This window comes from Amycolatopsis sp. 2-15 (assembly GCF_030285625.1).
GTDB lineage: Bacteria > Actinomycetota > Actinomycetes > Mycobacteriales > Pseudonocardiaceae > Amycolatopsis > Amycolatopsis carbonis.
This window is the reverse complement of record NZ_CP127294.1, coordinates 6,496,523-6,522,541: the sequence shown is the minus strand read 5'-3', so window position 1 is coordinate 6,522,541 and position 26,019 is coordinate 6,496,523. Positions and strand designations below refer to the sequence as shown.

Sequence of the window (26,019 nt, the reverse complement as noted above, 5' to 3'; positions counted from 1 at the left end):
CAACACGGGCACTCACGCGCGCCGGATTCGCCCGCTCTCCAGAACCGACATCACCCCCCCGTTACCTTTTTCGTGGCTCTCGATCAGGGAGTTGTGGTCGCCGGGTTCGGCATGACTGACGCCCCCAGTCGTAGGCATGATCCGGGGGGTGGTGTCACCGGGCCTGGTGGCATCGAGGGACCGCTGATAGGGACACGGCCGCCGCAGGGTAGGTCTCGTCGTAACGTGGGTGCCGGCCATCGATGCCAGACCGGTGACCACGTCGCGGCGAACGAACGGCATGGTGGATGAGCAGCAGTTTCGGGGTGTTCCTCGGCCTGGATGTCGGCAAAGGTGGCCACCACGCGGTCGGCCTGGACCCGGACGGGAAGCGGCTGCATGACGGGCCGCTGCCCAACACCGAACCGAAGCTGCGGGCGCTGTTCGCCAAGCTCGCCCAGCACGGAACGCTGCTGGTCGTGGTCGACCAGCCGGCCACGATCGGGGCGCTGCCGGTCGCGGTCGCACGCGCGGCAGGGCATCAGGTGGCCTACCTGCCCGGACTGGCGATGCGCCGCATTGCCGATCTCTACCCGGGCCGGGCGAAGACCGATGCCCGGGACGCGTTCGTCATCGCCGATGCTGCCCGCTCGCTGCCGCACACGCTGCGGCCGGTCGACGTCGGCGACGACGCCTTGGCCGAGCTGGATGTGCTGGTCGGGTTCGATGACGACCTGGCCGGCGAGGCCACCCGCATCGCCAACCGGATCCGTGGTCTGCTCACCGGTATCCACCCCGCCCTCGAACGCGCCATCGGACCACGGATCAGCCACCCGGCCGTTCTGGAACTCCTCTCCCGCTGCGGCGGACCGGCCGGCATCGCCAAAGCGGGCCGCCGCAAACTCGCCGCGATCGCCAAAGTCCACGCACCCCGCATGGGCGACGCACTCGTCGACGCAATCATGACCGCTCTCGACGAGCAAACCGTCACCGTTCCAGGCACCGCAGCCGCAGACACCGTGCTGCCCCGGCTCGCGGACAGCCTGAAAACCGTGCTTCAGCAACGCAAAGCCGTCGCCGAGCAGGTCGAGGGGATACTCGATGCGCACCCTCTTGCCGGGGTCCTGATCTCGATGCCCGGCATCGGGGTCAGGACCGCAGCCCGCATCCTGCTGGAGATCGGTGACGCCTCGAACTTCAAGTCCTCCGGGCACTTGGCCGCCTACGCGGGCATCGCCCCTGTCACCCGCAGTTCTGGGTCTTCGATCAAGGGCGAACATCCCGCGCGAACCGGCAACCGCAAGCTCAAACGCGCCTTTTTCCTCGCCGCGTTCGCCGCCCTGGCAGACCCGACCAGCAGGACCTACTACGACCGCAAACGCGCCGAGGGCAAGAAACACAACGCAGCACTCATCTGCCTGGCCCGCCGCCGCTGCGACGTCCTCTACGCCATGCTGCGCAACGGCACCCACTACCGCCACCCCGAACCCGCTCCCACCACAACCGCGGCTTGACAACCACATAGGACACCCCCCGCGAATCGCCCGGCCCCCTCCCCACCTGATCTCCGAACGCAACCACAGCGCGAGATCGCGCCGGCTTCCGGATGGGGCGGTCGGATCGGCCCGGGGGCCGATCGCACCGCCCCATCCGGAAGCCGGCTCAAAGGCGATCTCGCACGCCCCGGCGAAGCCGGGGCCAAAAACACAGCCAGAGACTCAGCGCCTGGTGCGAAGGTAGTCGCCGACCACGGCGGCGCCCAGGCCGTCGAGGTCGGGGGCCACCACGCGGCCGCCGGAGCGGCGGGCGATGGTGTCCACGAACGCTTCCAGCCGGGGGTCCTCCCCGAGCCGGAACACCGTGACCGAGGCGCCCATCTTGGCGATCCGGTCCACTTCGGACAGTGTCTTGTAGATCGTGCGCGGGTCCGGCGGGTAGTCGAACACCGCTTCACCGTCGGGTTCGAGGTGGGCGGTCGGCTCGCCGTCGGTCACCATCAGCACCACGGGCTGCGCGTCGGGGTGGCGGCGCAGGTGCTGGCCGGCCAGCAGCAGCGCGTGGTGGGCGTTGGTGCCCTGCTCCCACGTGCCCTCCAGGCCCACCAGCTCCGGCAGGTCCACCTTCATCGCGTAGCGGCCGAAGGTGATCAGCTGCAGCGCGTCGTTGCGGAAGCGGGTGCTGATCAGCTGGTGCAGCGCGAGCGCGGTGCGCTTCATCGGCAGCCAGCGGTCCTCCTGCACCATCGACCACGACGTGTCGACCAGCAGCGCCACGGCCGCGCGCGACCGGTGCTCGGTCTCGACGACCTCCACGTCCTCGACGTCTAGTGTCACCGCGCGCGAGCCGAGCGACGTCGAGCGCAGCACCGCGTTGCGGACCGTGCGCGGCACGTCCCACGGCTGCATGTCCCCGAACCGCCACGGACGGCTCGAGCCCGTGGGCTCACCCGCGGCACCGGCGGACTCGGTCTCCCGGTCGCCCGTCTTGCCGCGCAGCGAGTTGACCACATCGGACAGTGCCGTCTCGCCCAGGCGCCGCAACGCCTTGGGCGACAGGCGGAGCGTGCCGTCGGCCGCGCGTTCGAACAGGCCCTGCCGACGCAGCTCACGCTCCAGTTCGGACAGTCGCCGCGCGTCGACACCGGCGTCGGGACCCAGCTGGCGCTGCAGCGCGTCCATGTCGATGTCCTCGAGCCGCGCGCCCGGGTAGGACTGGCCCAGCTGCTCGGCCAGCCCGTCGAGCTCCGCGAGGTCCTGCATCGCCTGTGCGCCCTCACCCAGGCCCAGCGGGTCCTGGCCGCGGAAGCGTTCCGAGCCCGCCCAGTCCTCCCCCGGCCGCAGCGCCTGCAGCGCGGCGTCCAGAGCGGACAGCTGCTGGGCGATGCGCGGGTCGCCGAACGCCTGCTGCGACAGCTCCGCCAGCTCGGCACGCTGCTCGGCCGACATCGAGTTCAGCATCCGCTGCGCCGCGGCCGCGCGTGCGGCCAGCGCGTCGATCAGCTCCTCGACGTTGCGCGGGTTCTCCGGGAAGAACTCGCCGTACCGGTTCATGAACTCCGCGAACCGCTCGTCGATGTCGTCGGCACCCTGCGCGTGGGCCTGCAGCAGCGCGTTGAGGTCGGACAGCATCTGGTTGACCTGCTCGACGTCCTCGGGCCCGGCGTTCTGCAGCGCCTGCTTCATGCCCTGGAACCGCGCGTCGAGCGCCTCGCGGCCGAGCAGGTCGCGGATCTGCTCGTACTTCTGCCGTCCCTCCGAAGAACGCCAGTCGTACTCGCTCAGCTCGCGCACGGCCGCGGCGGTGCCCGGCGGGAGGGCGTCGAGCTGCGCCTCGCGGAAGCGCGCCTCGTCGTCCGGGTCCGGAAACAGCTCACGGCGCTCGGCGGTCAGCGCCTCGCTCAGCAGCTGCTGCACCTCCTGCAGCGTGCCGTCGAGCCGATGACGGCGCTGGATCTCCGAACGCCGCTGCCACAGCCGCCGCGTGAGCTCGTCGAGCCCCGACGTGCGCTCGGTGCCGCGGCGCAGCAGCTCCTCCAGTGCCGAACGCGGCGACGCGCCGGCCATCACGTCGCGGCCGATCTCGTCGAGCGCATCGCGCAGGTCCGCCGGCGGCGCCAGCGGATCCGGCCCGTCGTGCCACGGGCCGTAGGAGTATCCCTCGGGAATGAGCGGCATTACTGGCCGTACACCGTGGTGTTCTCGTCGGAGTCCTTCGCCAGCCGCCGGGCGAGGAACAGCGACTCCAGGGCCAGCTCCACCGCGGCCGCGATACGACCGGCCGGCTCGTCGGAGGACACCCCGGCACGCTGGGCGACCTCGTGCAGCACCGGCAGCTCCGGCAGGGCGGCGAGCACGTCGCGGGCCGGCACGCGCTCGCCGGTGGCCACCAGGTGGCCGTCGGCGACGGCGTCGGACAGCGGACGCAGGTCCAGTCCAGCGAAGCGCTCGCGCGCGGTCTCCGCGACGGCCCGGCGCATCAGGTGCACGAGGTGCTCGACCTCGCGGCCCTCCTCACCAGGTTCGAACTCAATCTTCCCGCGCAGCACGGCGGGCACCGCTTCGAGGTCGACCGGCCGCGCGACGGCCGGGTCCTCCCCCGTGAGCGCCGCACGGCGCAGCGCCGCGGCGGCGACCGTTTCGGCGGCGGCCACGGCGAAACGCGCCGACACGCCGGAGCGCTGGTCGATCACCGGCGACTCGCGCAGGTTGCGCACGAACCGGGCCAGCACCTCCAGCAGCGGCTCGCCGACCTCGGCGACGAGGTGCGCCTCTTGCTTCACCACGGCGACTTCGGCTTCGACGTCGAGCGGGTAGTGCGTGCGGATCTCCGCGCCGAAGCGGTCCTTCAGCGGCGTGATGATGCGGCCGCGGTTGGTGTAGTCCTCGGGGTTGGCGGTGGCGACGAGCAGCACGTCCAACGGCAGCCGCAGCGTGTAGCCGCGGACCTGGATGTCGCGCTCCTCCATCACGTTGAGCAGCGCGACCTGGATGCGCTCGGCGAGGTCGGGCAGCTCGTTGATCGCCACGATGCCGCGGTGGGCGCGTGGGACGAGCCCGAAGTGGATCGTCTCCGGGTCGCCGAGGCTGCGGCCCTCGGCCACCTTCACCGGGTCGACGTCGCCGATGAGGTCACCGACGGACGTGTCCGGCGTCGCGAGCTTCTCGGTGTAGCGCTCGCTGCGGTGGCGCCACGCCACGGGCAGGTCGTCGCCCAGCTCCGCCGCGCGGCGGATCGAGGCGGGGGTGATCGGGTCGAGGGGGTGCTCGCCGAGCTCGGAGCCCTCGATGACGGGGGTCCACTCGTCGAGCAGGCCGGCGAGGGTGCGCAACAGGCGGGTCTTGCCCTGGCCTCGTTCGCCGAGCAGGACGACGTCGTGGCCGGCGAGCAGCGCGCGCTCGAGCTGCGGCAGGACGGTGCGGGAGAAGCCGACGATGCCGGGCCACGCGTCGCGGCCTTCCCGAAGGGCGGTCAGCAGATTGTCGTGGATCTCCTGCGCGATGGGGCGCGGGGTGTACCCGGCGGCGCGGAGCTCGCCCGCGGTACGGGGAAGTGAGTCTGGGACAACGGTCACGGCATCGACGCTACTTACCGTTTCGGCGTACGTCGACGTGGAGCGACTCCAGCGTGGGCGATCGTCCACGAAGGGCGGGCTACCGGTAAAATAGGGCGTCGTGTGCCGTCCCAGTGCGACCCTCGCCGTCTGGTCCTCCGCGTGGCTCAACGGAGCCGCCGCTTCCGACGATGTGCTCGACGCCCTCGCTGCCTGGGGCGAAGCGCACGACGTCGTCGCGGCCGACGCCCCCGCCGCCGAAGCCTTCGAGCTCCCGCTGGCGTTCCATCGCGCCGCCACCCCGGTCCAGCTGCTCATGGCGCTGCGCGCGCAGAGCGTGAAGATGGCGCAGCTCGTGCTCCCCGTGCCCGGCGACGTCCGCGGCCTCGGCGGGGGCGGGCCGTTCGCCGAAGCGGCGCTGCGCTGCGGTGACGCGGTGGTACTGACCGAGCTCGGCTTCGGTCTCGTGCCCGAGCCGATCGCGGAAGGCCTGATGCGCTGGACGGTCTACTCGGTGCCCACCCCGGTTCCGCTGGAGTACCAGTCGCTGCCCGACGCCGAACACGGGCTCACGGACGCGATCCGCGCCAGCGCGGGTGCGTTGCAGGCGCTGGACGTGGCCAGCGACCGCCCCGGCGTGCGCGCCGAGCTGTCGGCGCACCTGCGGTCGCGACCGCAGGTGGAGTGGCCGGCCGGCACACCCGCGCGGGCGCTGCGGGTGCTGCAGCGCGCGGAGGAGATCTCCGCGATCCTGGCGATCGCCCGCACCGACGACCCGGGTGGCGCGCTGTCCGCTTCGGCCGCCAGCCGTCGAGCCGAAGCGTTGCGGCCGTTGTCCGACGCCGTACGCACGGCTCGCACGGCGTCGGTCAACGAAGCGGTGCGGGTGTTCGCGGAGCAGACCGACCGGCAATCGTGAGGTTCTCCACGGTCAGCTGACCGCGAACGCGCACCCCGGCCTCAGCCGATAGCGAACAACGTGCTTTTTGCCCGCGTTGCCCGGTTTTCCCGGGCAACGCGGGCTCTTCAAGATCAGCGGGCGGGACGCTTCGCCGGCTCGCAGCACCCGACCGAGCAGGGCGCGCCGTTGACCGAGCAGCCGGCAGCCGAGAAGGGCGAGAGCTTGCGGGCCGGCGCGGCGGAAACGTGCTCCCGCACCAGTTCCACCACCAGCTCGGCGAAGCGCGGGTCCACGTCAGGCGTCGCGGCGCGGGCGAAGGCCATGCCGTGTTCGGCAGCGCGCTCGGCGGCTTCGTTGTCGAGGTCCCAGATCACCTCGAGGTGGTCCGAGACGAAGCCGATCGGGCTGACCACTACGGACTTCACGCCGTCGGCGTGCAGCGCGTCGAGGTGGTCGACGATGTCCGGCTCCAGCCACGGCACCTGCGGCGGCCCCGAGCGCGACTGCCAGACCACGTCGTACTCCGCGATGCCCGCCTCGGCGGCCACCAGCCGCGCCGCTTCGGCGATCTGGCGGGAGTAGCGCCGGCCCCCTTCGGCGGGCGGACCGGACGCGACGTCGGCGCTCACAGGCACGGAGTGCGCGGTGAAGACCGTGCGCGTGTCCGGGCGGTCGCCGAGGCGCGCGTGGGCGGCGCGCACCGCGTCGGCGATCGCGGTGACGAACAGCGGGTGGTCGAAGAACTGGCGCAGCTTCACGATCTCCGGCGCGTCGGGACCCACGGCTTCGCGGGCACGCACGATGTCCTCGTCGTACTGGCGGCACGCGGAGTAACCGCCGTAGGCGCTGGTGGGGAACGCGAGCACGCGCCGCACGCCGTCGGCCTTCATCCGCGCCACGGTGTCCTCCACCATGGGCTGCCAGTTGCGGTTGCCGAAGTACACCGGCAGGTCCAGGCCCTCGGCCGCCAGCTGCTTCTCGACGGCCGCGATGGCCGCGCGGTTGAGCCGGTTGATCGGCGACACCCCGCCGAAGTGCTGGTAGTGCTCGGCGACCTCCAGCAGCCGCTCGCGCGGCACCCCGCGGCCCCGGGTGACGTTCTCCAGGAACGGCATCACCTCGTCGGGCCCCTCCGGACCGCCGAACGAAAGCCATAACAACGCGTCGTAACCCACGGTTTCCATCTTGCCCCTGTGGCGGCGCCCACGACGGAGCGGGCTCATTGTGTACTGACCTATCCAAAACCTGGTACGGTGTCCTCATGCCCCGGCCACGCGAGTTCGACGAGACCGAAGCCCTCGAAGGCGCCATGAACGCCTTCTGGGCTCGCGGCTACGAGGCGACCTCGACACAGGACCTCTGCGCCGCGACCGGGCTGGGCCGTAGCAGCGTGTACAACACCTTCACCAGCAAGGAAATCCTGTTCCGGCGCGCGCTCGAGCACTACATCGAACTCGGCGTCCGTGGCCGGGCCGCCGTATTGGAACAAGCGGATGACGGTCTCGACGCGATCCGCCGGCTCCTGGCGTCGGTGATCGACGACGAGCTCACCCACGGCCGCCGCGGCTGCCTGGTGGTGAACACTGTCGCCGAGTTCGGCACCGGGGACCCCGAGATCACGGCGCGCGTACAGGCCGACACCGCCGCGCACCTGGCCTCGCTCGCCGAGTGCGCCCGCGTCGGCCAGGCCGACGGCAGCATCACCCGCGACCGGGATCCGCGTGACATTGCGGAGTTCGTGCACAGCACCGTGAGCGGGCTACGGCTGATGTCGCGCCGCGGCGCGGAACGCCCGGCCATGACGGCGGTCGCCGACATCGCCGTCGCCGCGCTCGCCCGTCGCTGACCCAAGCCACCTCAATCGCCATCCGCCATCGGCGTCGGTGTGTCATGAGCCAGTTTTGTAACACTCGATCCAAAAAGGAGAGACGAACCGTGCCCCTGGCCGTCTTCGTGCTCGGGCTCAGCATCTTCGCCCTCGGCACCTCGGAGTTCATGATCACCGGCCTGCTGCCCGGGATGGCGGCCGACCTCGGCGTCAGCATCCCCGACGCCGGCCTGCTCATCTCGGCGTTCGCCGTCGGCATGGTGGTCGGCGCGCCGCTGCTGGCCGTCGGCACGCTCAAGCTGCCCCGTCGCACGACCCTGCTCGCGCTACTCGTGGTGTTCGCGGGCTCGCACGTCGTCGGCGCGCTCGCACCGGGCTACCGCCTGCTCTTCGCGACCCGGATCGTGAGCGCCCTGGCCTGCGCCGGGTTCTGGGCCGTCGCCGCGGCGACCACCGTTTCGCTCGTCCCCGCCGCGCGCCGGGGCCGGGCGCTCGCGGTGCTGGTCGGCGGGCTGACCCTGGCGAACATCGCCGGTGTCCCCGCCGGCACCCTCCTCGGCCAGCACGCGGGCTGGCGCACCGCGTTCTGGGCGGTGGCGGCGCTGACCGTGGTGGCCGTCGTCGGTGTCCTCGCGTTCGTGCCGCGCACCGTCGCGGACTCCTCGGCCCTGCGGGTGCGGACCGAGCTGCAGGTCTTCCGCAACGGGCGCGTGTGGCTGGCGCTGGGCGTGATCGCGCTGACGCAGGCCATGGTCTTCGCGACGTTCAGCTACCTCGCGCCGTTGCTCACGACGACCGACGGCCTGCCGTCTTCGTGGGTCCCGCTCGTGCTGGTGCTCTTCGGCGCCGGTGCGCTGATCGGCATCCTCGCGGGTGGCAAGCTCGCCGACGCCCACCCGTTCTCGACGCTCTACGGCAGCCTGGGGCTGGCCGTCGTCGCGCTCGTCGCGCTGGCGGTCACCTCGGACCTGATGGTGGCCGTGATCGCGGTCCTCGTGCTCGGCGGCGCGGCCTTCGCGGCCAACCCGGCCCTCAACGTCCGCGCGTACTCGGTCGCGGGCGGATCGTCCACCCTGGTCGGCGCCAGCACCACGTCGGGCTTCAACGTCGGCAACACCGCGGGCCCGTGGGTCGGCGGCGTCGCGATCAACGCGGGTCTCGGCTTCCCGAGCGTCGCCTGGGTGAGCGTGGGGCTCGGCGGGCTGGCGCTGGCCGCCCTGACGTTCGCCGTGCGCCTGCAGCGGTCCGACGACGCGCGCGTTCCGGCGCTCTCCCCCGAAGAACCGGTGACCCAACCGGCCGCGCGGTGAAACGGCGAACGGCTCCTGCGAAAACTTCGCGGGAGCCGTTCGCCGTAAGGAAAGAACTCATATGCCGAGCGCGTGCACGCCGCCGTCGACCATGATCATCGAGCCGGTGGTGGCGGGCAGCCAGTCCGACAGCGCGACACAGACGGTCTTGGCCGTCGGGTCCGGGTCGGAGCTGTCCCAGCCGAGCGGGGCACGCTCGTTCCAGCCGTCTTCGAGCTCGTTGAAGCCCGGGATCGACTTCGCGGCCATCGTTTTCATCGGACCGGCGCTGACCAGGTTCACGCGGATGCCGCGCGGGCCGAGGTCCCGCGCGAGGTAGCGGTTCACCGACTCCAGGGCCGCCTTCGCGACGCCCATCCAGTTGTAGGCCGGCCACGCCACGCGCGCGTCGAAGTCCATGCCGACGATCGACGAGCCGCGCGAAAGCAGCGGCAGCGTCGCCACGGCCAGCGACTTGAACGAGAACGCCGACACGTCCACGGCGATCTTCACGTCGTCGCTCGGCGCGTCCAGGAACGGCGCGCCCAGGCAGGTCTGCGGGGCGAAGCCGATCGAGTGCAGCACGCCGTCGAGGCCGTCGACGTGCTCACGCACGCGGTCGGCCAGCGAGTCGAGGTGCTCGGAGTTCGTCACGTCCAGCTCGAGCACGGGCGCCGGCTTCGGGAGGCGCTTGGCGATCGTCTTCACCAGCGAGAGCCGGCCGAAGCCGGTGAGCACGACCTCAGCGCCCTCCTGCTGCGCGATCTTGGCCGCGTGGAACGCGAGCGAGGCGTCGGTGATGACGCCGGTGATCAGCAGCCGCTTGCCTTCGAGCAGTCCGGGCAAGGGGTTCCTCCAGTCTTGGGTGATATCGCTTGTGGTGGTCGCGGTAGTCGGGCAGGTCAGTGGCCGAGGCCGAGGCCACCGTCGACCGGCAGCACCGCGCCGTTGACGTAGGCGGCGTCGTCGGAGGCGAGGTAGCGCACGGCGGCGGCGATCTCGGCCGGCTCGGCGTAGCGGCCGGTGGGCACGTTGGCGAGGATCTCCTTCTTGCGGTCCTCGCCGAGCGCGTCGGTCATGTCGGTGCGCACGAAGCCGGGCGCGATCACGTTGGACGTGATGTTGCGCGAGCCGAGCTCCCGGGCGAGCGAGCGTGAGAAACCGACGAGGCCGGCCTTCGACGCGGCGTAGTTCGCCTGGCCCGCCGAGCCCGAGAGGCCGACGACCGACGAGATGAAGATGAACCGGCCCCAGCGGGCGCGCAGCATGCCGCGCGACGCACGCTTGGCGACCCGGAACGCGCCGGTGAGGTTCGCGTTCACCACGCGCTCGAACTGCTCCTCGCTCATGCGCATCAGGAGCGTGTCGTCGGTGAGCCCGGCGTTGGACACGAGCACCTCGACGGGGCCCTGGTGCTCCTCGACCAGCTTGAACGCGGCGTCGATCTGCTCGGCGTCCGTGACGTCGGCTTCTACCCCGAAGAGCCCTTCCGGCGCGCCGGAGCCGCGGTGGGTGACGGCCACCTGGTGGCCCTGCTCGGCGAGGTCCCGGGCGATCGCCAGACCGATACCCCGGTTGCCGCCGGTGACCAAGACCGACCGTCCCACTGCACGTCTCCCTCTGCTCGGTGTCCCTGTCGCGAACGCGTCGGGACGAGGCTATCGGCCGTGCGCGGCGTCGCCGCACCCGGCGCCACCTCCGCGACCGGGCCGGGCGCGGAAGTCCAGAGCGGAGGTTAGGGCGCGGCGCGCCGGTCCGTTTGCGCAGACCAGAGGGTTCCTACAAACCGGGGGAAGGCCGGGCGTGCGATCCGCACAAAACGTGATCAGGATCGCCGGTCCCCCGGCCCGCCGAAAAGGCCGGAACTCGCCTAAGGCCAGGTAAGGAACGGCGCCGCGACCTTGCCGCGCGCGTACTCCGGTGGTCACCGTGAGTCGCGACACAGGAGGTCAAGGATGACAACCCGGATCCCCACCCCGGCGACCCGCGAGGGCGAGCGCCGAGTCGTCGGCAACGTGCTGCGCGGCTCCATCGGCAATCTCGTCGAATGGTACGACTGGTACGCCTACTCGGCGTTCACGATCTACTTCGCCAAAGCGTTCTTCCCCGGCGGCGACGCGACAGCCCAGTTCCTGAACACCGCGGCCGTGTTCGCGGTCGGGTTCCTGATGCGCCCGCTCGGCGGGTGGATGCTCGGACGCTTCGCCGACCGGTTCGGGCGCCGCAGCGCGCTCGTGCTCTCGGTTTCGATGATGGCGTTCGGCTCACTGCTCATCGCGGCGACGCCGGGCTACGCGTCCATCGGTGTCGCGGCGCCGATCCTGCTCGTGCTCGCGCGGCTGCTGCAGGGCCTTTCCGTGGGGGGTGAGTACTCGACCTCGGCTACGTATCTGTCCGAAGTGGCCACTCCCGGCAAACGCGGGTTCTACTCCAGCTTCCAGTACGTGACGCTCGTCGGCGGGCAGCTGCTCGCGCTCGGGCTGCAGCTGATCCTGCAGAGCGTGCTCACCGAGGCGCAGATGGGCGACTGGGGCTGGCGCATCGCGTTCGTGGTCGGCGCCGTCGCGGCCGTGGTCGTGATGGCGCTGCGGCGCAGCATGGACGAGTCGGCCAGCTACGAGCGCGCAGCCGCGGAATCGCGTTCGGGCAAGCAGGCCGGCGAACGCGGCACGCTGCGCACGCTCGTGAAGTACCCGAAGGAGATCGCGCTCGTCGTCGGCCTCACGCTCGGCGGCACGGTCGCCTTCTACACCTACGCGACCTACACGCAGAAGTTCCTCGAGAACACCGCCGGCATCCCGCGCCGCACGGTGACGTGGATCCTGTTCATCGCGTTGCTCGTGTTCGCGCTCCTGCAGCCGGTGGCCGGGCGGCTGTCGGACCGGATCGGACGGCGGAAGCTGCTGATGTTCTTCGGCATCGCCGGCACCGTGCTCACCGTCCCGATCATGACGACCATGGCGCACACGAAGCAGCCGGTGTTCGCCTTCCTGCTACTGCTCGGCGCGCTCGTGATCGTCACGGGCTACACGTCCATCAACGCGATCGTGAAGGCCGAGCTGTTCCCCACGCGGATCCGCGCGCTCGGCGTCGGCCTGCCGTACGCGCTGACCGTGGCGATCTTCGGTGGCACGGCGGAGCTCATCGCGCAGGCGCTGAAGAAGGCGGGGCACGAGTCGCTGTTCTTCTGGTACGTCGCGGGCTGCATCCTCGTCTCGCTCATCGTGTACGGGACAATGCGCGAAACGTCGCGTTCGTCCGCCCTGGAACGTGACGAAGACTGAGCGGGAGGACGGCCGTGCGCGTGCTGCTCGTGGAGGACGACACCGGGGTCGCCGGTGCGCTCGCCGAGACGCTGCACGCGCGCGGCCACGCCGTGACCAGCGTCGGCCGCGGTGCCGACGCGCTGCACCGGCACCGTGAGGCCGACCTGCTGCTGCTCGACCTCGGCCTGCCGGACCTCAACGGGCTCGACGTGCTGCGCAAGATCCGCCAGGTCTCACCCGTGCCCGTGATCGTGCTGACCGCGCGCGGCGACGAGCGCTCCGTGGTCCGCGGCCTGCGCCTGGGTGCCGACGACTACCTCACGAAACCCGTGCGGCTGGCCGAACTGCTCGCCCGGATGGACGCCGTCGTCCGCCGGGCAGGCGTGCGCGACACCACGGCCGACGACGCCGTGGTGCGGCTCGAAGACGTCGAGATCGACCTCGGCGGGCGCCGGGTCCTCGTGGCGGGCCGGGACATCGGGCTGACGACGAAGGAATTCGCGGTGCTGGCCGTGCTCGCCACGCGACCGGGCACCGCCGTGAGCCGGCAGCAGCTGATGGACGAGGTGTGGGGCGACGCGTACCTCGCCATCTCGCGATCGCTGGACGTCCACATGACACAGCTGCGCGCCAAGCTCGACCGGCCGGGCCTGCTCACCACGATCCGCGGCTTCGGCTACCGGCTGGGCCGGGGCTGAGCGGTGCGCACCCGACTGCTCGTCGTGCTGGTCGCGCTCGCGCTGCTCGTGGTGGCCGCCTTCGCCGTGCCGCTGCTGGCGAGCACGGCGGAGCAGCGCACGCAGCAGCTGGTGATCTCCCGCAGCAGCGACGTCGACCGGTTCGGCGTGCTGGCGCAGCAGGCGGTCGACGCGCACGACCCGGCGGCGCTCGACGCCGAGGCTGAGCGGTACTCGGCGCTCTACGGCGAGGCCGTGGTGGTCGTCGACGCGCAGCGCGCCCCGCTGGTGCAGACGGGCGGGCTCACGGCCGCCGCGCCGGAGGTGCGCGCGCTCGTGGAGGCGACCATGCGCAACGAGCCGGCGCCGCGCGTCGAGCGGCTGAGCCCGTGGTCGGCCGGGCCGGTGCTGTTCGCGCGCCCGGTGGGTTCGGGCACGCGGGTGGCCGGCGTGGTGGTGCTGCGCGCTTCCGTGGCCGCGGCGGCCACCGACGTCGCCGCCCGCTGGAGCGCGATCGCGGCCGGGGCGCTGCTCGTGGCCGCCGTGTTCGTCCTGCTGGCGGTGTTGCTGGCCCGGTGGATGGTGCGGCCGCTGGTCGAGCTGGAGACGGGTGTGCTCGCCGTCGCGGGCGGCCACCGCGCGCAGGTGCCCGAGAGCTCCGGGCCGCGCGAGCTGCGGGCATTGGCGGCTTCGGTGAACCGCATGTCCGACGCCGTGGCCGAAGCCGCCGATCAGCAGCACCGGCTCGTCGCCGACACCTCCCACCAGCTGCGCAACCCGATGGCCGCGCTGCGGCTGCGCGTCGACTCGCTCGCCTGGGCCGAGGCCGAGCAACCGGCGTACCGCGCGATCGTCGCGGAGGTCGAGCGCCTCGAACGCATCCTCGACGGGCTCCTCGCGCTCGCCACCGCGGAGTCCACCGCCACCCGCATCGCCGCCGGCGCGGACGGCGCCGTCGGTGAACCGGCCGACCTCGCCGCCGTGATCGCCGAACGCGTCGACGCCTGGCGTCCCGCCGCCGACGACGCCGGCGCCACCCTGCTCCCCTGCCCCGGCCACGTCTCGCCAGTCCTCGTCCACACGCCCGAGGGCGAGCTCGCGCAGCTCCTCGACGTGCTCCTCGACAACGCCGTCCACCACGCCGGTCGCGGCGCCACCATCTCGGCCACGTGGGAGACCTCGCGGGGCGCCGCCACCGTCGTCGTCACCGACGACGGCCCCGGCCTGCCGGCCACCGACCTCGCCCGCGCGACGGACCGCTTCTGGCGCGCCGGCGGCGACGGCGCACCCCGAGGCACGGGCCTCGGTCTTGCCATCGCGCGCGAGCAAACCCGTGCCCGCGGCGGCACACTCGAACTGCGCGCCAACGCGCCGCGCGGGTTGCTGGTTCGCGTGACACTGCCGGCGGTGACGTCGTGACGATCACGCGCCGCACCGCGTTGCTGGGCGGACTGGGCGGGCTCGGCCTCGCACTGGCCGGGTGCGCGCCCGCGTATCGCGGCCCCGAGCGGTCTGTCACGATCGCCGCCGGCGAGCAGGGCGGGTTCTACCTGGCGTTCGCGGAGGTGCTCGCGGCCGAGGTGAGCCGGGCGGAGCCGCGGTTGCACTGCGCGGCCGTGCCGACCGAGGCGAGTGTCGCGAACGTCGAGCGCGTGCGCGACGGAACGGCCGATCTGGGACTGGTGCTCGCGGACGTCGCGCAGTCGGCGCTCGCGGGGCAGGCGCCGTTTCCCGCGCCGGTGCCGTTGCGGGCGCTGGGCCGAGTCTATGAGAACTACCTGCAGCTCGTGGTGCGCGCGGACGATCGCCTCGCGCGGCTGCGGGACCTGGCCGGCCGGCCGGTGTCCGTCGGCGCGGGCGGATCGGGCGCCGCGCAGCTGGGCGAGCGCGTGTTCGCCGCGGCCGGCGTGTCCGTGGTGGCGCAGCACCTGCCGCTGGCGGACGCCATCGCGGCGCTGGAGAGCCGCCGCATCGACGCGCTCCTGTGGTCGGGTGGCCTCCCCACCCCCGCCCTGGCCGAGCTCAACCGCACGACACCGCTGGCCCTGTTGCCGCTCGCGTCGGTGATCCCCGCGCTGCGCGCGAAGCACGGGCCGGTCTACGAACAGGTCCAGGTCCCCGCCGGCGCCTACGCGGGAGTCGGGGCGCCGGCGACGATCGGGGTCGCGAACCTGCTCGTCTGCGCCCCGCGGCTGCCCTCGGACGTGGCCGCCGCGGTGGTGCGGGTGCTCGCCGGCCGCGCGGCGGATCTGGTGCCGGCGCAGGCCGTCGGGACGCAGTTCCTCGATGTGCGCACGCTCATCGGCACCCAGCCGGTGCCGCTGCACCCCGGGGCCGCCGACACGTACCGGGCGCTCCACGGCTGATCCGCGCTCGCTAGATTGGTCGTGTGACCCCACCGTGCCGACCGCTGGTCGAGATGCCCTTGCGCGTGCGCTACCACGAGTGCGACGGCCAGGGGATCGTCTTCAACGCCCACTACCTGGCCTACGTCGACATGGCCTCCTTCGAGGTCGAGAAGGCGCTGTTCGGCTCGCACGAAGCGTTCCTGGCCACCGGGATCGACGTCGTGGTCGCGGAGTCGAACCTGCGCTACCGCGCGCCGTGCCGCTACGACGACGACCTCGTGGTGTCGGTGTTCCTCACGCACCTCGGGACCACGTCGATGATCTACGAGGCGGAGATCCGCCGCGGCGGCAAGCTCACCACCGAGGCGAAGATCCGCTACGTGTTCATCGACCCCGTGACCCTGCGCAAGACCGAGCCACCCGCCGCCGTGCGCGACGCCTATGCGGCCCACCTGCCCGCACCCACCGCTTCCTGACGTTTGCCCGAGGTCCGGCTATGTTCCGCGTACTCTTCTACCACCCCGAGATCCCGCCGAACACCGGCAACGCGATCCGGCTGGCCGCCAACACCGGCTGCGAGCTGCACCTGGTCGAACCACTGGGGTTCACGCTCGAGGACAAGCAGCTGCGCCGCGCCGGGCTCGACTACCACGACCTCGCGCGCGTCCGCGTGCACGCCGATCTCGCCGCCGCGTGGCACGCGTTGCTGCCGGCCAAGGTCTACGCGTTCAGCGCCAAGGCCACGCGCCTCTACACCGACGTGGCCTACGAACCCGGCGACGTGCTGCTGTTCGGACCGGAATCCGCCGGCCTGCCCGATGACGTGCAGCACTCGGCCGAGATCACCGACCGGGTGCGGCTGCCGATGGTGCCCACGAGCCGCTCGCTCAACCTGGCCAACACCGCGGCCATCACGATCTACGAAGCCTGGCGGCAGAACGGTTTCGGCCGGCCGCCAGGCTGAAGCCCGCTACGGGAGTCTCTGCCCGATCAGCAACGCGGCCGCCGCCCCGATCATCAGCACCAGGGTGCCGATCACGACCCACGGCTTGCTCGCGTCGGCGTTCTTGAGCTCGTAGCCGATCTGCTCGCCGAGGTCGGCGTAGACCTTCTTCAGCTCGTCGGCGCTCGCCGCCTTGTAGAAGTCGCCGCCGGACAGCCGCGCGATCTCCTTCAGCGAGTCGTCGTCCACCCGCACGTCCTGCGGTTTGCCCTCGATGTCGACCGAACCGTGGGTGGTGCCGAACGAGATCGACGAGATCGGCATCTGCGCCTGCTTCGCCGCCTGCGCCGCGGTGTACGCGCCGCGCGGGGCGTAGAGATCCTCCGGCACGGTCTGCTTGCCGTCGCTCATCAGCACGATGCGCGCGGGCGGCGGACCGTCGGCGCCGCCGACCACGGCCGAGAAGCTCTCGATCGACTGCATGGCCGCGAAGATGCCTTCACCGGTCGCGGTGGACTGCGCGAGCTTCAGGTTGTCGATCGCCTTGACCACGCCGGCGCGATCGGTGGTCGGGTTGACCAGCACGGTCGCGGTGCCGGCGAAGGAGATCAGCCCGAGGTTCACGCCCGGGGTCATGTTCTCGGCGAACTGCTTGGCCGCGTCCTGCGCCGCCTTCAGCCGGTTGGGCGCGACGTCGGTGGCTTCCATCGACAGCGACACGTCGATCACCAGCACGACCGTGGCGCGGTTGCGCGGCACCTTCTGCTCGGCCGTCGGCCCGGCCAGCGCCACGGTGAGCACCAGCAGCGAGAACACGATCAGCACCGCCGGCACGTGCCGGATCCAGCCCTGCGTCTTCGGCGCGATCTTGTCGAGCAGCTCCAGGTTCGCGAACCGCATCACGCGCTTGCGCCGCGCCCGCTGGGCGAGCACGTAGGCCACGGCGACGGCCGCCACCAGGATCAGCAGCAGGAACCACCACGGAGAAGTGAACCCGGCCAGGCTCATGCGACACCGCCCGACCAGCGGCGCTTGCGCGCGACCACGAACCGCACCATGTCCGCGATCCAGTCGGAGTCGGTGCGCAGCACCAGGTGCGCCGCACCCGCGCGGCGCAGCCCGGCCGCGACGTCCTGCCGGTGGGCGTGCGCCGCGGCGCCGAACTCCTTGCGCAGCAAGGCGGAAGCGTGCACTTCGCGCTGTTTCCCTGTCTCCGGGTCGGCCAGGACGACGGTGCCCACGTCGGGCAGGTCCACGTCGCGCGGGTCGAGGACTTCGATGGCGATGAGCTCGTGGTGCCCGCCGAGCGCGCGTAGCGGCCGCTGCCAGTCGGTGGGTCCCAGGAAGTCCGAGATCACCACGCCCAGACCGCGCCGCCGCGGCGGACGGCGAAGCTGCTCCAGCGCGTCGGCGAGGTCGCCTCGGACGCCCTCGGGCGCCCGAGGGGTCTCGGCCAGCCGCCGGATCAGGCCGCGCGCGTGGGCGAGCCCACCGCGCGCGGGGATTCGGGTCACGCCCTGGCCGTTGGACACGAGCGCGCCGATGCGGTTGCCGCCTCCGCCGGTGAGGTGGGCGACGGCGGCCGTCGCGCAGACCACCAGATCGCGTTTCTCGCACAGCGCGGTGCCGAAGTCGAGGCTCGCGGACATGTCCGCGACAACCCACGTCTCCAGCTCCCGGTCGGCCACCGTCTCGCGGATGTGCGGCGTGGTCGTGCGGGCCGTGACGGCCCAGTCCATCCGCCGCACGTCGTCGCCCGGCTGGTACGGCCGTGCCTCGCCCGGCTCGGAGCCGGGGCCCGGCACGAGGCCGAGGTGGTTGCCCTGCAGCAGGCCGTCGAGCCGGCGGCGGACATCGAGCTCCAGCGTGCGCAGCCCCGCCTCCAGGCGGTCGCCGCGCAGCACCGGGGGCGCCCACCCGGGACGCTGTTCCTTCTGCGCCTTCCCTGCCACGCCGACTACCTGACGGGCGCGCCCGCCGGCACCGGTCCGGCCCCGCCCTGCGGCCGGGCCGAGACCTGCGGCAGGGGCACCGTCTGCAGCACGCGGGTGATGATGTGGTCCACGGGCACGCCGTCGGCCAGCGCGTCGTAGGACAGGACGAGGCGGTGGCGCAGCACGTCGGGCACCACGTCGACGACGTCCTGCGGCAGCACGTAGTCGCGGCCGCGCACCAGCGCGAGCGCGCGGGCGGCGGCGATGATGCCGAGGCTCGCGCGCGGCGACGCGCCGTAGGAGACCCAGCCGGCGACGTCGGCGAGGCCGTGGTCGTTGGGCGTGCGGGTGGTGAGCACGAGGCGCACCACGTAGTCGACCAGCGCGTGGTGCACGAACACCTGCGACGCGACGCCCTGCAGGCGCACCAGCTCGCTGGGGCTGAGCACCTCGTGGGGCACCGGCGGCGTGACGCCCATCCGGTAGATGATCTCGCGCTCTTCCTCGGCGGTGGGGTACTCGACCACGATCTTGAACAGGAAGCGGTCGCGCTGCGCCTCGGGCAGCGGGTACACGCCCTCGTTCTCGATCGGGTTCTGCGTGGCGAGCACGAGGAACGGGTCGGGCATCGGGAAGGTCTGGCCACCGATCGACACGTGCCGCTCGGCCATCACCTCCAGCATCGCCGACTGCACCTTCGCCGGCGCGCGGTTGATCTCGTCGGCGAGGACGAAGTTGGCCACGACCGGGCCGAGCTCCACGTCGAAGCGCTCGGCGCCCTGGCGGTAGATGCGCGTGCCGAGGATGTCGGCCGGCACGAGGTCGGGCGTGAACTGCACCCGGGAGAACGACCCGCCGACCACCCGCGCGAAGGTCTCCACGGCCAGCGTCTTCGCGACACCGGGCACGCCTTCCAGCAGCAGGTGCCCCTTCGCCAGCAGCCCGACGAGCATGCGCTCCACCAGCCGGTCCTGGCCGACGATGATGCGCTTGACCTCGAACACGGTGCGTTCCAGCAACTGGGCGTCCCGCGCCGGCGTGCCGGGCTGCTGCCCGTTCCCGCCCTCGGCGTAGCCGGGCTCGGTCACTCTGCCTCCTGTGGTTCTGCTTTCTCCGGGCTCGCCCGCGACCGTACTGCTTCCCGGTGGTCGTAGTCCGCGCGGCACGCTGGCCCGTCACGGTAGCCAAGCGCATCAGCGGTGTGACAGCTGTGAAGACCGTGTCAGCGGTGCCGGCGCAGGTCGCGCGGCGTGTCGAAGTCGTCGCTTTCGCCCGATTCGGCGATCCCGGCGGGGCCTGGGTGTGCCACACGCCGCGCAGCCCGTCCCCCGCCGGGCTCGACGAATACGGCACCATCGGCGCACCGGCCGCGCCGAGCCGGCGGTCCACTGTGGATATCCCGCCGGGCTCCCGTTGGTCCACACCGGACAGTCGCCGGGCCGGCGAGCACGAACTCCCCACGCACACCACCCGCTCGCGCTAGCGTCTGCGCATGGACGATCCCCTGCTGGCCGCCTACGACACCGAGGTCCGCGCAGCCGAGCTCACGACCGCCGAGCCGGGCACGACCCTGCTGCGCGACGGACCCGTGGCCCGGATCGTCGGCGCGCGGCGCGGCCAGGTCGTGGGCTTGCCCGACCTCGGCGTGACCGGGGCGGCGCTGGCGGTGCTCATCGAGCGGCAGGTGCGGTTCTTCGGCGCACGCGGCGAGGTGTTCGAGTGGAAGACGCGCGCCCACGACCGTCCCGCCGAGCTGCCCGATCGGCTGCTCGCCGCCGGGTTCGCCGCGGAGGAGACGGAGACCGTGCTCATCGCACCGCTGTCCGCGATCGCCGCCTCCGCGCCGCCATCCTCGGACGCGCTGGTCCGCGAAGCCACCGGCGCAAGGGATCTGCGCCGGATCGCGGAGCTCACGGCCGCCGTGTTCGGCGGCGACGAGCAGGCCGTGGCGCGTGAGCTGCTCGCCCGTGCGAGCGAGGACCACGGCACGACCGTGCACGTCGTGGCCGAATCCGACGGGCGGCTCGTCTCCGCCGCACGCCTGGAGCTCGTGCCGGGCACCACGTTCGCGGGCCTCTGGGGCGGGGCGACCCTGCCGGAGTTCCGCGGCCGCGGGCTCTACCGCGCCCTCGTCGCACACCGGGTGGCCGCCGCGCGCAGCCGCGGGGTCCGGTACCTGCAGGTCGACGCGCTGCCGCCGAGCCGCCCGATTCTCGAGCGCCTCGGCTTCACCGCGGTGACCACGACGACGCCGTATGTACGCAATCCCGGTTGAGGTTTGTTTTTCTCCGTCCCGACAATCCCGCGTTTTCTTTTCACCATGCGTTTTTATCGAGTCGCCAATAGGGGTCCGGTGATCAACACCCGCTCACCTGCGACGCCACCGCCACCCGAACCGCGGCCGCCATCCACGGCGTTTTCCCGCGCCCGCTGGACGCCGAGAGCTTTCCGGCCACGTGCGGCACTTCACGGCCACGGGTTTCCTGCCACCACCGGACCGACGGCGCAACGACGAAGCACGGGGCGAGGAGGTGAATACCGCTCCGGAAGGGCGGGCGCTGGTTCAGCGCCGTGACCACCACGAGGCCTGGTGCCCTCGGGCCCGCTCGGCCTGGAGCTCGACCTCGGCGAGCCAGCCGAGGTACCAGGGGTCGAACGTCATCCGGCCGCGGCCATCGGCCCGCGGTCCGATTCCGCCGTCGGAGGCCTCGCAGTCGAACCACAGCGCGCCGCGGTCGGGGCCGGTCACCACGAGGAGGTCGTAGTGGCCGCAGCCCCGGTGGCAGAGCGGCAAGGTGCCGTGGGTGCCGGCCTCGTTGCTGGCATCGAGCGAGCGGGACAGCTCGGGCCATCGCTCCCGCGGGATCGTCGTGAAGTCCGGCCGTTCGGCGTGGTGGAAGAGCTCTCGGTGCGGGAACTCCGCCCGCGAGTCCACGCCGTCGCCACGCCGGTCGCCGACGGCGAACTCCCAGCGCCGGCCGGACCGGCGGAAGCCCAGCAGCCCGTAGCCCGGACCCGCCCCACTCGCGCCGACCTCCACGAGGAAGCTCCGGTACGGCTCGGGCAACGACGTGCCGAACTGCTCCTCGACTCCCTCAGCCTCGGGTTCGCGCAGCGGTGGAGCCAGCCGGAACCCGTGTGCGCTCGCGCCGAACACCGAGCGCGAGTCCCGCCGCTTCGCCAGCCGGCCGCGGACTCCGTCCCACGTCACGAGGGACGAGCGTAGGACCTCAGCCGATCAACCGAGTCGCATACGGCATGATCCCGCCGTAGCGCACCGCCGTCACCCGCACGTACGAGCCGGACTGCGGAGCCTCCACCATCTGCCCGCCGCCGAGGTACAGGGCGACGTGGTGGATGCCGCCCGAGCCGCCCCAGAAGAGCATGTCGCCGCGGCGCATCTGGGAAAGGGGGACACGGCGGCCGGAGGTGTACTGGTAGCCGCTGTAGTGCGGCAGGGCGCGCACGCCGGCGAAGGCGTAGATCATCAGGCCGGAGCAGTCGAAGCCGATCTTGCGGTAGTCGCCGTACATGTCGGCGACGCCGCCGTCGTGGATGCCGCGGGTGGGGCCGCTGCCGTTGCCGCCGCCCCAGGCGTACGGGCGGCCCAGCTGCGACAGCGCCCGGGCGATCACGGACTCGATCGACGAGCCCGCCCCGGGTGAAGGCCGGCCACCGCCACCGGAGGAGGGACGACCGCCGCCGCCCGAGGAGGCCAGTGCCGCCTGGCGGGCGCGTGCCTCGTCCTCACGCTGTTTCTGCGCGACCCAGTCCTGGTAGCGCTGGCGCTGGCCCTGCAGGCCGTTGACCTTGGACTGCGCCGCGTAGAGCTGCTGCTCCACCGAGCTCTTGCTCGCCTGCAGCTGCTGGTTCTGCGACGTCTGGGCCTGCTGCGCCTGCACGGCGTCGGCCTGGGCGGCGTCGGCGCCGCTCTTCGCCTGGCGCGCGGCTTCCTGCTTCTGCTGCGCGACGTCGAGGGCCTTGCGTGCGGCGGCGTCCTTGTTGGACTTGTCCGTCTGCGCCTGCTGGAGCCGGTCGAGAGCGTTGAGCCGCGAACCACCGATGGAGTCGAGGATCTGGGCGCGGGCCAGCAGGTCCTTGGGGCTGTCGGAGGTGAGGTACGCCGAGATGGAGCCGACCGTGCTGCCCTGCTCGAAGCTGGCCGCCGCGAACTCCTTGAGGTCCTGGCGCGCCTTCTCGATCGCGCCCGCCGCGGCGTCGGCCTGCGTGCGCGCGGACTTCGCGGCGTCCTCGGCCTGGCTCGCGGCGTCCTGCGCCGACTGCAGGTCGACCAGGGCCTTCATGGCCTGTTCCTGTTTCAGCTCGACGTCGTCCTGCAGCGAGCTGAGCTTCTGCTCGGCCTGTGCGAGCTGGTTGGTGAGCTTGCCGACTTCGCCGGCCTTCTCGTTGGCCGCGGCCTTCGACGAGTTCAGCTCGGAGTCGCTCGGGTTGGGCGGAGGCGGCGGCACCGCCAGGCCCGTGCCCGCTGCTCCGAACAGGACCACGAGGGCGAAGGAGCCGACAGTGAGACCACGCCGCAAGACCCGCCCACGCCGGACCACCACGACCAGCCACCTCCCGCTCACCAGCGCCTGCCAGCAGTGATCACACCGCGTGCCACTGCAGTCACACCACTATCACAAGCCTCAGGCGGAACTCACACACCGTAGACACCAATTCCCCTTATCGGGGGACCCTCGAGGTTCGGCGTGTCCGAATGGCCCAGCTCACTCCGCGTGCCGTCTTGAAGTGAATACAGGACACGCGTACTGTTTGGGGCGACGGACGAAGTGTGCCATCCCGATTCCGGTCCTACGGTGGGGGTGCGCAAGACTCGGTCGCGGTCTTCCCGAGGACCGCGAAACACACACCGAACTGACCCGGGGCCCGCACCCGCGACGGCGCGGGTCCCCGCCACTGGAGTTAGACGTGACTGCACCTGCCAGCAAGGACAGCTTCGGCGCCAAAGACACGCTGAAGGTCGGAGACAACTCGTACGAGGTCTTCCGCCTGAACAAGGTCGAAGGCGCCGAGCGCCTGCCCTACAGCCTGAAGATCCTGCTCGAGAACCTGCTGCGCACCGAGGACGGCGCGAACATCACCGCCGACCACATCCGCGCGCTCGGCAGCTGGGACCCCAGCGCCGACCCGTCCATCGAGATCCAGTTCACGCCCGCGCGCGTGATCATGCAGGACTTCACCGGCGTTCCCTGCGTCGTGGACCTCGCCACCATGCGCGAGGCCGTCACCGACCTCGGTGGCGACCCCGACAAGGTGAACCCGCTGGCGCCGGCCGAGCTGGTCATCGACCACTCCGTGATCATCGACGTGTTCGGCCGCGCCGACGCGTTCGAGCGCAACGTCGAGATCGAGTACGAGCGCAACCGCGAGCGCTACCAGTTCCTGCGCTGGGGCCAGGGCGCCTTCGACGAGTTCAAGGTCGTCCCGCCGGGCACCGGCATCGTGCACCAGGTCAACATCGAGCACCTCGCGCGCACGGTGATGTCCCGCAACGGCCAGGCCTACCCCGACTCCTGCGTCGGCACCGACTCGCACACCACGATGGTCAACGGCCTGGGCGTGCTGGGCTGGGGCGTCGGCGGCATCGAGGCCGAGGCCGCCATGCTGGGCCAGCCGGTGTCGATGCTCATCCCGCGCGTGGTCGGCTTCAAGCTGACCGGCGAGATCCCGACCGGCGTGACCGCCACCGACGTGGTGCTCACCATCACCGAGATGCTGCGCAAGCACGGGGTGGTCAGCAAGTTCGTCGAGTTCTACGGCGAGGGCGTGGCCTCGGTGCCGCTGGCCAATCGCGCCACCATCGGCAACATGAGCCCCGAGTTCGGCTCCACCGCGGCGATCTTCCCGATCGACGACGAGACCATGCGCTACCTCAAGCTCACCGGCCGCTCGGCCGAGCAGGTCGCGCTCGTCGAGGCCTACGCCAAGGAGCAGGGTCTCTGGCACGACGCGGCCCACGAGCCGGTCTACTCCGAGTACATCGAGCTGGACCTCTCCACGGTCGTCCCGTCGATCGCCGGCCCGAAGCGCCCGCAGGACCGCATCGAGCTCTCCGACGCGAAGTCCTCCTTCCGCAAGTCGGTCCACGACTACGTGGACGACGACCAGCGCACCCCGCACACCAAGGTCGACGAGGCTGTCGAGGAGTCCTTCCCGGCGAGTGACCCGGCTTCGCTCTCGTTCGCCGACGAGGACGCCGAGCCGGTCCATTCGGCCGCCAACGGCGCGGCGGGCCGCCCGTCGAAGCCGGTCACCGTGACCTCGGCCGAGCGCGGCGAGTTCGTGCTCGACCACGGCGCCGTGGTGATCGCCTCGATCACCTCGTGCACCAACACCTCGAACCCGTCGGTGATGCTGGGCGCGGCGCTGCTCGCGCGCAACGCGGTGGACAAGGGCCTCGCGGTCAAGCCGTGGGTCAAGACGTCGATGGCGCCGGGCTCGCAGGTCGTCACCGACTACTACAACAAGGCCGGCCTGTGGCCGTACCTGGAGAAGCTGGGCTACCACCTGGTCGGCTACGGCTGCACCACCTGCATCGGCAACTCCGGCCCGCTCTCGGACGAGATCTCGGCCGCGATCCAGGAGAACGACCTCACCGCCGTCTCGGTGCTTTCGGGCAACCGGAACTTCGAAGGCCGCATCAACCCCGACGTGAAGATGAACTACCTCGCGTCGCCGCCGCTGGTCATCGCCTACGCGCTGGCCGGCACGATGGACTTCGACTTCGAGCACCAGCCGCTGGGCGTCGATCAGGATGGCGCCGACGTCTTCTTGAAGGACATCTGGCCGACGCCGCAGGAGATCCAGGAGACCATCGACTCCTCGATCACGCAGGAGATGTTCACCAAGGACTACGCCGACGTCTTCGACGGCGGCGAGCGCTGGAAGGCGCTGCCCACCCCGGAGGGCAAGACCTTCGAGTGGGACTCCGAGTCCACCTACGTCCGCAAGCCCCCGTACTTCGAGGGCATGCAGGCCGAGCCGGCGCCGGTCACCGACATCTCCGGCGCGCGGGTACTGGCGAAGCTGGGCGACTCGGTCACCACCGACCACATCTCCCCCGCCGGCGCGATCAAGGCCGACACCCCGGCCGGCAAGTACCTCACCGAGCACGGCATCGAGCGCAAGGACTTCAACTCCTACGGCTCGCGCCGCGGCAACCACGAGGTCATGATCCGCGGCACCTTCGCCAACATCCGGCTGCGCAACCAGCTGCTGGACGACGTGCAGGGCGGCTACACGCGCGACTTCACCCAGGACGGCGCCCCGCAGGCGTTCATCTACGACGCCGCGCAGAACTACGCCGCGCAGGACATCCCGCTGGTCGTGCTGGGCGGAAAGGAGTACGGCTCGGGCTCGTCGCGTGACTGGGCGGCCAAGGGCACCTCGCTGCTGGGCGTGCGCGCGGTGATCACCGAGTCGTTCGAGCGCATCCACCGCTCGAACCTCATCGGCATGGGGGTCATCCCGCTGCAGTTCCCGGCCGGTGAGTCGGCCGCGTCGCTGAAGCTGGACGGCACGGAGACGTTCGACATCTCCGGCATCACCAAGCTCAACGACGGTGAGACCCCGCGCACAGTGCACGTCACGGCCACCAAGCAAGACGGCACCAAGGTGGAGTTCGAAGCCGACGTCCGCATCGACACCCCGGGCGAGGCGGACTACTACCGCAACGGCGGCATCCTGCAGTACGTGCTGCGGAAGATGACCAACGCCTGACCTGCCCAGAACACGCGCGAAGGCCGCTCCGGAGTTTCCGGGGCGGCCTTCGCCGTTGTTGAAC

General features: G+C 71.6%; 23 protein-coding genes. 13 read left to right on the top strand and 10 right to left on the bottom strand.

The genetic code is table 11. The annotated features are described in order from the left end of the window. Nucleotides 1–287: 287 nt before the first annotated feature. Entirely contained in the window at nucleotides 288–1,493 is a 1,206-nt protein-coding gene (locus QRX50_RS32285) for an IS110 family RNA-guided transposase (RefSeq protein ID WP_285966890.1), read from the top strand. Nucleotides 1,494–1,697: 204 nt separating this feature from the next. Here QRX50_RS32285 and QRX50_RS32280 read toward each other — a convergent pair whose 3' ends face one another. After that, on the bottom strand, nucleotides 1,698–3,653 hold the full coding sequence (locus tag QRX50_RS32280) for a vWA domain-containing protein (RefSeq protein ID WP_285966889.1): 1,956 nt from the start codon (nucleotides 3,651–3,653) through the stop codon (nucleotides 1,698–1,700). Next, nucleotides 3,653–5,050, bottom strand: a complete 1,398-nt coding sequence (locus QRX50_RS32275; protein WP_285966888.1) for an ATP-binding protein — start codon at nucleotides 5,048–5,050, stop codon at nucleotides 3,653–3,655. Before QRX50_RS32275 ends, QRX50_RS32280 begins: the two co-directional genes overlap by 1 nt. A 100-nt stretch (nucleotides 5,051–5,150) precedes the next feature. On the opposite strand from QRX50_RS32275, the gene QRX50_RS32270 reads away from it, so the two are divergent. After that, nucleotides 5,151–5,948 carry an Rv1486c family protein gene (locus QRX50_RS32270; protein ID WP_285966887.1) on the top strand — a complete coding sequence of 266 codons (798 nt, stop codon included), beginning with the start codon at nucleotides 5,151–5,153 and terminating at the stop codon, nucleotides 5,946–5,948. A gap of 113 nt (nucleotides 5,949–6,061) precedes the next feature. Here the strand turns inward: QRX50_RS32270 and QRX50_RS32265 are convergent, their stop codons facing one another. Beyond that, a complete protein-coding gene (locus QRX50_RS32265) occupies nucleotides 6,062–7,105 on the bottom strand; it encodes a ferrochelatase (protein WP_285974623.1) in 1,044 nt (347 codons plus the stop codon). A gap of 86 nt (nucleotides 7,106–7,191) precedes the next feature. Here QRX50_RS32265 and QRX50_RS32260 point away from each other — a divergent pair, with 86 nt between their 5' ends. Together QRX50_RS32260 and QRX50_RS32255 are read left to right on the top strand one after the other, a co-directional pair. Then, nucleotides 7,192–7,776: a TetR/AcrR family transcriptional regulator gene (locus QRX50_RS32260; RefSeq protein ID WP_285966886.1), complete on the top strand. Its 585-nt coding sequence runs from the start codon at nucleotides 7,192–7,194 to the stop codon at nucleotides 7,774–7,776. A gap of 89 nt (nucleotides 7,777–7,865) precedes the next feature. Then, entirely contained in the window at nucleotides 7,866–9,068 is a 1,203-nt protein-coding gene (locus tag QRX50_RS32255) for a Cmx/CmrA family chloramphenicol efflux MFS transporter (RefSeq protein WP_285966885.1), read from the top strand. Nucleotides 9,069–9,125: 57 nt separating this feature from the next. Here the strand turns inward: QRX50_RS32255 and fabI are convergent, their stop codons facing one another. Then, complete coding sequence (fabI, locus tag QRX50_RS32250) at nucleotides 9,126–9,893, bottom strand: enoyl-ACP reductase FabI (RefSeq protein ID WP_285966884.1); 768 nt, start codon at nucleotides 9,891–9,893, stop codon at nucleotides 9,126–9,128. A 56-nt stretch (nucleotides 9,894–9,949) separates the two neighbouring features. Further along, nucleotides 9,950–10,654: a beta-ketoacyl-ACP reductase gene (gene fabG, locus QRX50_RS32245; RefSeq protein ID WP_285966883.1), complete on the bottom strand. Its 705-nt coding sequence runs from the start codon at nucleotides 10,652–10,654 to the stop codon at nucleotides 9,950–9,952. A gap of 348 nt (nucleotides 10,655–11,002) precedes the next feature. On the opposite strand from fabG, the gene QRX50_RS32240 reads away from it, so the two are divergent. From QRX50_RS32240 to QRX50_RS32215, 6 genes are read left to right on the top strand one after another with little or no spacing between them, the layout of a single operon-like run. After that, nucleotides 11,003–12,331: an MFS transporter gene (locus QRX50_RS32240; protein WP_285966882.1), complete on the top strand. Its 1,329-nt coding sequence runs from the start codon at nucleotides 11,003–11,005 to the stop codon at nucleotides 12,329–12,331. A gap of 14 nt (nucleotides 12,332–12,345) precedes the next feature. Next, nucleotides 12,346–13,011 carry a response regulator transcription factor gene (locus tag QRX50_RS32235; RefSeq protein ID WP_285966881.1) on the top strand — a complete coding sequence of 222 codons (666 nt, stop codon included), beginning with the start codon at nucleotides 12,346–12,348 and terminating at the stop codon, nucleotides 13,009–13,011. A 3-nt stretch (nucleotides 13,012–13,014) separates the two neighbouring features. Next, on the top strand, nucleotides 13,015–14,409 hold the full coding sequence (locus QRX50_RS32230; RefSeq protein WP_285966880.1) for a sensor histidine kinase: 1,395 nt from the start codon (nucleotides 13,015–13,017) through the stop codon (nucleotides 14,407–14,409). Beyond that, nucleotides 14,406–15,356: a TAXI family TRAP transporter solute-binding subunit gene (locus tag QRX50_RS32225; RefSeq protein ID WP_285966879.1), complete on the top strand. Its 951-nt coding sequence runs from the start codon at nucleotides 14,406–14,408 to the stop codon at nucleotides 15,354–15,356. Before QRX50_RS32230 ends, QRX50_RS32225 begins: the two co-directional genes overlap by 4 nt. 23 nt (nucleotides 15,357–15,379) lie before the next feature. Further along, complete coding sequence (locus QRX50_RS32220) at nucleotides 15,380–15,814, top strand: acyl-CoA thioesterase (protein WP_285966878.1); 435 nt, start codon at nucleotides 15,380–15,382, stop codon at nucleotides 15,812–15,814. A gap of 20 nt (nucleotides 15,815–15,834) precedes the next feature. Continuing rightward, the gene (locus tag QRX50_RS32215; RefSeq protein WP_285966877.1) at nucleotides 15,835–16,302 is read left to right on the top strand and encodes a tRNA (cytidine(34)-2'-O)-methyltransferase; all 468 of its coding nucleotides are present in this window, start codon (nucleotides 15,835–15,837) and stop codon (nucleotides 16,300–16,302) included. A gap of 6 nt (nucleotides 16,303–16,308) precedes the next feature. Here the strand turns inward: QRX50_RS32215 and QRX50_RS32210 are convergent, their stop codons facing one another. The 3 genes from QRX50_RS32210 to QRX50_RS32200 are packed head-to-tail and all read right to left on the bottom strand — an operon-like array spanning nucleotide 16,309 to nucleotide 19,303. Next, on the bottom strand, nucleotides 16,309–17,289 hold the full coding sequence (locus tag QRX50_RS32210; protein WP_285966876.1) for a VWA domain-containing protein: 981 nt from the start codon (nucleotides 17,287–17,289) through the stop codon (nucleotides 16,309–16,311). Continuing rightward, entirely contained in the window at nucleotides 17,286–18,233 is a 948-nt protein-coding gene (locus QRX50_RS32205; protein WP_285966875.1) for a DUF58 domain-containing protein, read from the bottom strand. The genes QRX50_RS32210 and QRX50_RS32205 overlap by 4 nt, the downstream gene beginning before the upstream one ends. Before the next feature lie 5 nt (nucleotides 18,234–18,238). Next, nucleotides 18,239–19,303, bottom strand: a complete 1,065-nt coding sequence (locus tag QRX50_RS32200) for an AAA family ATPase (protein ID WP_285966874.1) — start codon at nucleotides 19,301–19,303, stop codon at nucleotides 18,239–18,241. Nucleotides 19,304–19,425: 122 nt separating this feature from the next. Here QRX50_RS32200 and QRX50_RS32195 point away from each other — a divergent pair, with 122 nt between their 5' ends. Beyond that, nucleotides 19,426–19,698 carry a hypothetical protein gene (locus tag QRX50_RS32195; protein WP_285966873.1) on the top strand — a complete coding sequence of 91 codons (273 nt, stop codon included), beginning with the start codon at nucleotides 19,426–19,428 and terminating at the stop codon, nucleotides 19,696–19,698. A 9-nt stretch (nucleotides 19,699–19,707) separates the two neighbouring features. Further along, a complete protein-coding gene (locus QRX50_RS32190; RefSeq protein WP_285966872.1) occupies nucleotides 19,708–20,490 on the top strand; it encodes a GNAT family N-acetyltransferase in 783 nt (260 codons plus the stop codon). A gap of 288 nt (nucleotides 20,491–20,778) precedes the next feature. Here QRX50_RS32190 and QRX50_RS32185 read toward each other — a convergent pair whose 3' ends face one another. Beyond that, entirely contained in the window at nucleotides 20,779–21,426 is a 648-nt protein-coding gene (locus QRX50_RS32185; RefSeq protein WP_285966871.1) for an SMI1/KNR4 family protein, read from the bottom strand. A gap of 19 nt (nucleotides 21,427–21,445) precedes the next feature. Beyond that, complete coding sequence (locus tag QRX50_RS32180; RefSeq protein WP_285974622.1) at nucleotides 21,446–22,777, bottom strand: NlpC/P60 family protein; 1,332 nt, start codon at nucleotides 22,775–22,777, stop codon at nucleotides 21,446–21,448. A gap of 367 nt (nucleotides 22,778–23,144) precedes the next feature. On the opposite strand from QRX50_RS32180, the gene QRX50_RS32175 reads away from it, so the two are divergent. Beyond that, entirely contained in the window at nucleotides 23,145–25,955 is a 2,811-nt protein-coding gene (locus QRX50_RS32175) for an aconitate hydratase (RefSeq protein ID WP_285966870.1), read from the top strand. Nucleotides 25,956–26,019 lie beyond the last annotated feature (64 nt).

What these genes read in the sequence shown, in the direction of transcription:
- QRX50_RS32210 (WP_285966876.1), bottom strand. Translation starts at nt 17,289, where the DNA reads ATGAGCCTGGCCGGGTTCACTTCTCCGTGGTGGTTCCTGCTGCTGATC.
- QRX50_RS32260 (WP_285966886.1), top strand. Translation starts at nt 7,192, where the DNA reads ATGCCCCGGCCACGCGAGTTCGACGAGACCGAAGCCCTCGAAGGCGCC.
- QRX50_RS32240 (WP_285966882.1), top strand. Translation starts at nt 11,003, where the DNA reads ATGACAACCCGGATCCCCACCCCGGCGACCCGCGAGGGCGAGCGCCGA.
- QRX50_RS32190 (WP_285966872.1), top strand. Translation starts at nt 19,708, where the DNA reads ATGGACGATCCCCTGCTGGCCGCCTACGACACCGAGGTCCGCGCAGCC.
- QRX50_RS32285 (WP_285966890.1), top strand. Translation starts at nt 288, where the DNA reads ATGAGCAGCAGTTTCGGGGTGTTCCTCGGCCTGGATGTCGGCAAAGGT.
- QRX50_RS32215 (WP_285966877.1), top strand. Translation starts at nt 15,835, where the DNA reads ATGTTCCGCGTACTCTTCTACCACCCCGAGATCCCGCCGAACACCGGC.
- QRX50_RS32280 (WP_285966889.1), bottom strand. Translation starts at nt 3,653, where the DNA reads ATGCCGCTCATTCCCGAGGGATACTCCTACGGCCCGTGGCACGACGGG.